Source organism: Kribbella albertanoniae (assembly GCF_004348455.1).
Classification (GTDB): Bacteria; Actinomycetota; Actinomycetes; order Propionibacteriales; family Kribbellaceae; genus Kribbella; species Kribbella albertanoniae.
The window spans coordinates 21,341-27,878 of the sequence record NZ_SMKA01000091.1; the positions used below are offsets into that span (position 1 = coordinate 21,341).

At 67.5% G+C, this 6,538-nt stretch carries 6 protein-coding genes and 1 pseudogene; 3 read left to right on the forward strand and 4 right to left on the reverse strand.

Annotated elements, in window-relative coordinates; translation table 11 throughout:
* Positions 1-19 precede the first annotated feature (19 nt).
* From E1261_RS20370 to E1261_RS20385, 4 genes and pseudogenes are all read right to left on the reverse strand, one after another.
* Entirely contained in the window at positions 20-817 is a 798-nt protein-coding gene (locus E1261_RS20370; RefSeq protein WP_238176327.1) for an ABC transporter permease, read from the reverse strand.
* Positions 814-1,800 (reverse strand): ABC transporter ATP-binding protein, encoded by a 987-nt coding sequence (locus E1261_RS20375; RefSeq protein WP_132408729.1) that lies wholly within the window; start codon positions 1,798-1,800, stop codon positions 814-816. Before E1261_RS20375 ends, E1261_RS20370 begins: the two co-directional genes overlap by 4 nt.
* 184 nt (positions 1,801-1,984) lie before the next feature.
* Entirely contained in the window at positions 1,985-2,605 is a 621-nt protein-coding gene (locus E1261_RS20380; RefSeq protein WP_132408731.1) for a PadR family transcriptional regulator, read from the reverse strand.
* A gap of 29 nt (positions 2,606-2,634) precedes the next feature.
* Positions 2,635-4,157: pseudogene (locus E1261_RS20385) on the reverse strand (carboxylesterase/lipase family protein).
* 147 nt (positions 4,158-4,304) lie between these two features.
* Here E1261_RS20385 and E1261_RS20390 point away from each other — a divergent pair.
* The 3 genes from E1261_RS20390 to E1261_RS20400 all read left to right on the forward strand — a co-directional run.
* Complete coding sequence (locus E1261_RS20390; RefSeq protein WP_132408733.1) at positions 4,305-5,162, forward strand: GNAT family N-acetyltransferase; 858 nt, start codon at positions 4,305-4,307, stop codon at positions 5,160-5,162.
* Positions 5,163-5,296: 134 nt separating this feature from the next.
* Entirely contained in the window at positions 5,297-5,995 is a 699-nt protein-coding gene (locus tag E1261_RS20395) for a GNAT family N-acetyltransferase (RefSeq protein ID WP_132408735.1), read from the forward strand.
* The coding region (locus tag E1261_RS20400) for a hypothetical protein (protein ID WP_420814017.1) at positions 5,982-6,538 on the forward strand (557 nt) is incomplete at its 3' end. The genes E1261_RS20395 and E1261_RS20400, both read left to right, overlap by 14 nt.

A 6,538-nucleotide genomic window follows, 5' to 3' on the forward strand; every position in this document is an offset into this window, starting at 1 on the left:
ATGCGACGCCCCGGTGAACTTAAGCCGATTCTTTCCTGAAGGTCCGCGCACCGACTGCCAGACCGACGACAGTCAGCAGCACGACCCAGAACAGGCCCCACAGCGCCGGACTGCTGGTGACCTCACCCCGGAACATTGCCCGGACTCCGTTGACCACGTGCTTGAGCGGACTGATGTCAGACAGCCGCTGCAACCAGGTGGGACCGATCTGCATCGGCAGCAGGATGCCGGACAGCAGCAGCAACGGCATGGCGATCCCGTTGAGCAGCGGAGCCAGTGCGTCCTCGCTCTTGGTGATGAGCGCCACCGAGTAGGACAGTGACGCGAACGTCGCGCCGAGCAGCGCCACAATCACCAGTGACAGCAGCACGCCCTTCCATGGTGCCCGCAGCCCGAGTGGCAGCGCCGCCACGAGCAGCAGCACCGACTGCGCCACCAGTACGACGACATCGCGCAGTACCCGGCCTGCCATCAGAGCGATCCGGGAGGCCGGGGTCACCCGGTCGGCCTCGATCACGCCGGCCCGGTACTCCGCGATCAGCCCGAAGCCGACGAACATCGCCCCGAACATGCCGAGCTGCACGATCAGACCGGGGATGAACACCTGGTACGCGTTCGTGGTCGCGCCCTCGCTGATCTGCGCGGTGATCGGCTTCAGCAGCGGGCCGAACAGGAACAGATACATCAGCGGCTGGCTGAGCATCAGGATCGACCACATCGGGTTGCGCAGCGACAGCCGCATGGCCCGGTTGAAGACGATCCAGGTCTCGCGCAGCACGTTGCTCCCGCGGGCAGGGGCCATCACATTGGCACTCATGCCGCGACCTCCTTGTCAGTCGGCGCGTCCGCGTCCTCGTCACGCAGCGAGCGGCCAGTCATCGTGAGGAACACGTCGTCCAGCGTTGGCCGGTGCACCTCGACCCCCTCGAGCTCGATGCCCTGAGCGTCGATGGATCGCAGCAGGCCGGGCAGCACCGAGCCGCCACGCGGGATGCGGAAGTTCACCGTCTTGCTGTCGGTCTCGACGGCCACTGCGCCGTCCAGTTCACCGACGATCTTGGCGACCGCCGGTGCCTGCGCCGCGTCGGCCAGATCGAGCCGGACACCGTCACCGGAGACCTGCTGCTTCAGCTCCTCCGGGCTGCCGGCGCCGACGATCTTGCCGTGGTCGATGACCAGGATCCGGTCGCAGAGCGCGTCCGCCTCGTCCAGGTAGTGCGTGGTCAGGAAGATCGTCGCGCCGCGCGCCCGCAGCCCGCGGATGTGCTCCCACAGGTTGGCCCGGGCCTGCGGATCGAGGCCGGTGGTCGGCTCGTCCAGGAAGATCAGTTTGGGGTCGTGGATCAGCCCCATCACGATGTCGAGCCGCCGCCGCTGTCCGCCGGACAGCGTCTTGCACTGCCGACGCCACAGCCCCGGCAGATCCAGCTCCTCGAACAGCCGCTGGCCGCGGGCAGCCGCCTCAGCCTTCGGTACGCCGTACAGCCGGGCGTGGTCGACGACCTCGTCGCCGGCGATCGCCTCGGGCAGCGTGGACCCGCTCTGCGGGACGTAGCCGATCCGGCGGCGGACGCCCACCGGGTCCTTGGCCAGGTCACACCCGGCCACAGTCGCGGTGCCGCTGGTCGGCTGGATCAGAGTCGCCAGCATTCGCATCGTCGTCGTCTTACCGGCCCCGTTGGGCCCGAGGAAACCTACGATCTCGCCGTCGGCGACCGCCAGGTCCACCCCCTGTACCGCCTGCACCGGCCCCCGCCGGGTCTTGAACGTGCGGACAAGTCCGCGAGCTTCGATCATCATGTAGACAGTCTGCTCAATCAACGTTGAATAGTCAATGTTGAATAGTCCGCCCTTCGCCCCATCTCGTGGGTTGGCCCAGCAGCTTGTGGGTTCCCCACCCGCATGCGGGTACAGAACCCGCAAGCTCGTGGGGGAACCCATCAGATGGTTGCGGCGGCGGAGGCCGAGCGGACGCGGGTTGGGGTCAGCTGGTGGGGCGGTCTCGCCATTCGGCGATCAGGGCGGGGTCAGGATTCCAGTCCGGGGGCTCGCCCGCGAAGGAATATTCGCCGTTCGCGATGCGGTCGCGGAACTCGCAGGTCCAGGCGAGTTCGCCGCGGTCGCGGGCGGCGGTGATCCGGAGCATCTCGACGACCTGGTTCGGGGTGCCGGGGTCCGCCTGGATCTGCCGCTCGTTGAACGGGGCCGCCGCCAGCCGGGCCTCGATCTGGGTGATCCGGTTCTCCATCGCGGTCAGCACCTCGTCCCGTTGGAGCGTCCACAGGAAACTCAGTGCGGCCTGCATCCGGTCCGGGTGGAAACCGTCCACGGTCCACAGGTGCTGCCGCAGCAGCGAGTAGAACTCGGTCTCCCCGTCCTGCGTGAGCTTGTACGACGTCCGCCCCGGCCGATGCCCCGGACCTTCCTCGAGCTCGGCCAGGTACCCGTGCTTGGCCAGCGTCCGCAACCCGGTGTAGATCGAGCCCGGATTGATGTTGGCCCAGTCCTGCACATTCCAGGTGAGCAGCTCGCGGCGCAGCTGGTACCCGTACGCCGGCTGGAAGATCCGGACGATCCCGAGCAGCAGCAACCGCGTGGTGGACATTTCCGCAGTGTAATTCCGTGCTGACCAGCTCAGCGGTACACGGCCTGCCAGAACGCGTACTGGTGGTCGGCTGCGAAGTTCACCGGCCGTACGCCGTTCTTGCCCGGTGCCAGGCTCTGAGCAGTGCTGCCGTCGGTGGTCGGCCAGTGCGGTGAGCCAGCGGCGTTCGGCGAACCGGTCCGGGCGAACTGGGTCCAGTAGCGAGTCATCTGGTCGGCGAGCTGCTGCTGCGACCGGGTGAGCTGCCGGCCGACGAAGTAGTCGGTGTCGAACTGGTACTGCAGCTCAGCGGCGTGGAACGCACCGGTCGGGAAGGTGGGCTGCGGGCTGTTGGCGACCCACGGCGCCTTGTCGTCGGCGAACTCGTACGCGTACGTCGGCACCTGTCGGCGGAGCGCCCGGCTGACATCCGTCACCGACCGCGCAAAGTTGGCGTCGGTCACGACAGCCGACCACGCTTCACTCAACGAGCCGTAGTTCGACGCCGGGTAGCGGGCCAGCACCTTCCCCGCGTTCGCCGTACCGACGTAGGCGGCGACTCGTGCGGCATACTCGGACTCGTCCTGCATCGGGGGCACGCCGTACTGCTGCTGAGCCGCCTCGAACGTGCGGTACTCGTCGCGAGTCATCCCCTGCATCACCGGCACCTTGTTGAACCGTCCGCTGGTCAGTGCGTCGACTGGCGCCAGTGGGAGCACCCCACCGCCGCCGTACACCGGTGCGAACCCGAACTCCGACTTGGTCAGCAGCTTCTCGGTCGAGAGACCGCGCAGGCAGGAGGCGGCCTTAGCGGCGTCGGCGCAGCCGAGATCGGTTGCTACAGACAGCCCCTGCGTCTCCGCCATGGCACGCGGGCGCGGCAGCCAGCTGGTGCTCCAGCTGGGCGAGCCGTCCCACTCGGCCCAGTTGTTGACCGTGCATGGTCCGCTCTGCACGATTGCTCGCTGGAACAGCCCGGCAGCGGCCGGCGAGACCAGCTGCGCGCAGGTGCTCATGCCACCGGCCGACTCACCGAAGACCGTGACATTGCGCCCATCACCGCCGAACGCTGCAGCGTTCCGCTGGACCCAGCGCAGCGCGGCCTGCTGGTCCTCCAGCCCGAAGTTGCCGGAGCGGTTGCGGGCCGTCGTACCGTCCAGCGCCGGGTGGTCGAGGAAGCCGAAGATTCCGAGCCGGTAGTTGATCGTCACGACCACCACGTCACCGCGGTTGACCAGGTCATACGGCCGGTAGATCGCACCAGACCCGTTCCGGAAGCCGCTGCCGTGGATCCACACCATGACCGGCAGCTTGCGGGCCTGCCGTGGGCTGGTCACGTTGACGAACAGACAGTCCTCGCCGCCGGACGCGGCGAGCCCCAGCGGTCGGCACCGACCGGGGGAGCGGCGTACGGAATCCCTTGGAACTCCCGCACGCCGTTGGTCAGCTTGCCGCGGACGGCTCCCTTGTCCGTCACGACGACCGGTCCGTCGGCAGCCGCCGCAGTCGTGACCGGACCGGCCGCGAGGAGCGTGCCGACGGTCATGGCGAGTACTGCGCCCAGCTTGTTCATCACGGTCTTCTTCCGTTGGAGTGGCTTGCCCCAACACTCCCGGTAATCCGCTGCGCACTCGATGGTCGTCACCCCCGGACGCAGGTGGACTTTCCCCTACCCAATGCGGTCGCCGGTGGCACCGGAGGAGGCGTAGTCTCAACGATCATGCGCGTCCAGGTGACCAGCGACCCGGCTGACTTCTCGCAACTCGCCTTCCCTTTCCTGCAACAGGATCCGGTGCTGAACACGGTCATCCTCAGCAACGTGCACGAACGGGCCATCGGAATCCGGCCGGTCGACGACATCCCGCCGTACTTCGTCTCCGTCCACGACGAGGACGTGATCGGCGTCGCGATGCGGACGCCCGGACGCGGCGTCTACCTGGGATCGCTGCGTGCGGACCTGGTGGACCTGGTGACCGATCAGTACCTCGACTTGTACGACGGCGTGGTCTCCGAGGGCCTGTACGACGAAGTGGTGCCAGGCGGGGTTGCCGGGGACGCGGCGGCGGCGCTGCGGTTTGCGGAGCGCTGGTGCGAGCGGCGTGGTGGTCAGGTGCAGGAGGTGATGCGGACGCGACTGCACAAGCTGATCACGCCCGCTCCGCTGACCGCCGAGGCCGGAGTCGCCCGGCCGATGCAGTCTGAGGACATCGACCTGGTCGCGGCCTGGGCTGGGGACGGTTTCCCGGAGCTCGGTGACGAGACCCGGGACTGGGCCGAGGACAAGCTGGCCGAGAACACGCTGTGGATCTGGGAGGTCGACGGTGTGGCGGTGAGCATGGTCGCTTACCACCGGCCGATCTTCGGCGTCTGCCGGGTCGGGCCGGTCTACACGCCACCGGAGCACCGCCGGCATGGTTATGCGGGCGCGTTGACCAGCTACGTGACTGCCGAGATTCTTGCTGGCGGCAACCAGGCGTGTCTCTACACCGACCTGGCCAATCCGACCTCGAACAAGATCTACCACCAGGCCGGGTATCGCCCGCTCGCCGACTTCGTCGTACTGGAGTTCACGCCGTGATCGCACGGGTGACGCACGATGCTGCGGGCTTTCAGGAGCTGGTTTTTCCTTATCTGCAACGTGATCCGGTGCTCAATACCACTCTGCTGACTAACATCTCGGACAGTGTTCAAGGGATTCTGAACGATCCGGCGATGGTCTTTGTCTCCGTGCACGACAACACCGACAAGGTGATCGGTGCGGTCCTCTGGAGGTCGTTGCGCGGAATCCAGCTAGCCGGTCTGCCGATCGAGCTCGTGCCGCCGGTGGTCGACGTACTGGCCGAGGCCATGCCTGGTGCTCGGACGGTGCACGGGGCGGAGGAGCCGGCGCGATTCTTCGCCGAGCAGTTCGGCGCACGCACTGGCCAGGCCTTCGCCGTCGTCGATCGCTCGCGGTTGCATGTGCTGGGTGACTTCGTCGATCAGAAGGCCGAGGGGGCGCCGCGACTCGCGACCTCCGCCGACTTGGACATCGTGACACCCATGTTCGGTGCTTACCGGGTTGAGGTCGGCAATCCGGATGAAGGCGCCGCTGCCAATCGTCACTGGTTGCTGCAGCGCATCGAGCGGGAGCGACTCTGGGTGTGGGAGGACGGCGGGCGGGTCGTCACGATGGTGGGCCACCAGAACCCGGTCTTCGGGGTCGTCCGGGTCGGGCCGGTTTACACGCCACCGGAGTGTCGGGGTCGCGGCTACGCGAGCGCGCTGACCGCCCATGTCACCCGGCTGTTGCGGGATAGCGGTGATCAGGTTTGCCTGAACACCGATCTTGCCAACCCGACGTCCAACAAGATCTACGCCGCCATCGGGTACCGCCCGGTGCAGGACTTCGTTGGCTATGCGTTCACCTGAACACCTTGCCCTGCTGGAGGAACTCGACCAAGGCGGCACTCTCGTCGAGGTCCCCGGCGGCTTCGCAGTCGCCCGCGAACCGCGCGGGATCCGGCTGGGCGACGTACCGGATCAACCTGGTGCCTTGGTCGCTCAGCTTCTGAAGGTGGCCCCGGATGCCACCGGCATCGAAGGGGAAGGCGAGCCTGCAGCCCGCTTCGCCAAGGCCTGGTCAGTTGCCACAGGCAAGCAATTCCACGAGGTCGGCGGCGTCCGCCTCTACCGCCTCACCGAACTGGCGCCACCCCCAGCAGTCGGCACACCCCGCTTGGCCGAAGCTGCCGACGTACAGGTCTGTGCTGACTGGCTGGACGAGATGAGTCGCACCGAAGACGCCCGCCGAGGCTGGGTCCCGGGCGACCGAGCTGCCGACCTGGGTGCGACTGTCCGCTCGCTGATCGCGGCCAACCGCCTCTGGCTCCTGGAAGCCGACGGCCACCCCGTAACCCTCGGCGCCCACCGCCCGCCCCTGCACGGCGTCGTACGCCTAGGCCCGATCTACAC